Raw genomic sequence first — 1,162 nt, 5'->3', positions numbered from 1 at the left:
GGCAATGCTGATTAAGGTCCACGCCACCCGAGGGTGAAACGTTACATGTCAATGAAACAACAAACCTTGGCGATGGCCGCCGATCAAGGCTCAGGATACGAGCAGTACCGCAAGCCCACGCGGCGCGATGAGTTCTTGAAGACGATGGAATTGATCGTGCCCTGGTTGGCCTTGTGTGAAGTCATTGAACCGTACTATCCCAAGGCCGGCAACGGACGTCCACCCATTGGTCTGGAACGCATGCTGCGCATCCATTTCATCCAGCACTGGTTCAACCTGGCGGATTTGGCCTGTGAGGAGGCGCTGTACGACAGCGCCAGTCTGCGCCGCTTTGTCGGAATTGATCTGGGGCGCGAGCCCGTGCCCGATGCCACCACCTTGCTCAAGTTTCGCAAACTACTCAATGACAACAAATTGGGTGAGGCCCTGTTTGCTCAGGTTGGAAAGGAGTTGCAAGAGCGCGGCTTTAAGGTCAACACCGGCACCATCGTGGACGCCACCATCATTAGCGCGCCCAGTTCCACCAAGAATGCAGACAGGGCGCGTGACCCCGAGATGCATCAAACCCGCAAGGGCCAGCAGTGGTACTTTGGCATGAAGCTGCACATCGGCGTGGACAGCCAAAGTGGCCTGGCGCACAGCGCCGTGGTCACAGCCGCCAACGTGCATGACAAACACCCATTGCCCGATCTGCTGCATGGCAATGAGCAGCGCGTGTACGGTGACTCAGCCTATGCCAGCCAGAAGGATCTGATCCACAGCAAAGCAGCCAAGGCCAAAGACTTCACCAACCAGCGCAGTCGACGCAATGGAGTCATCAATGAAGAAACCCGCGGCAAGAACCGCAACAAGTCCCGCATTCGGGCGCGGGTGGAGCATGTGTTTGGCGTGGTCAAGCGCTTGTGGGGATTTGGCAAGGTGCGCTACCTCGGGCTGAAAAAGAATGCCACGCGTGCCTTCACTGCGCTGGCGCTGGCCAACATCTACCTCAGCCGAGAAAGGCTGATGGCACAGGTGCGTCCATGAGGACGAAATACTGGCCGAAAGGCCCTGACAACAGGCCCCAGGGGCCACAAAATAGGGCGATTGACGCTTCGTTTTCAAGAAATCGCACTGTCATCAGCCTCGGCTGGCGTTTTGACGGCACTTGTTCAGCGTAGCC

General features: G+C 57.6%; 1 protein-coding gene. It reads left to right on the top strand.

Annotated elements, in window-relative coordinates; all coding sequences use genetic code 11:
• The first annotated feature begins 51 nt into the window (after positions 1–51).
• Positions 52–1,026 (top strand): IS5 family transposase, encoded by a 975-nt coding sequence (locus tag AC097N_RS21230; RefSeq protein ID WP_479584056.1) that lies wholly within the window; start codon positions 52–54, stop codon positions 1,024–1,026.
• Positions 1,027–1,162 lie beyond the last annotated feature (136 nt).

The sequence above is a fragment of the Rhodoferax sp. LS1R11 genome, from assembly GCF_056521395.1.
The sequence above is the reverse complement of the archived record's forward strand: the minus strand, read 5'-3'. Positions and strand labels throughout refer to the sequence as shown.

Excerpts from the sequence above, each read along its gene's own strand:
- AC097N_RS21230 (WP_479584056.1), top strand. The coding sequence starts at position 52 with ATGAAACAACAAACCTTGGCGATGGCCGCCGATCAAGGCTCAGGATAC.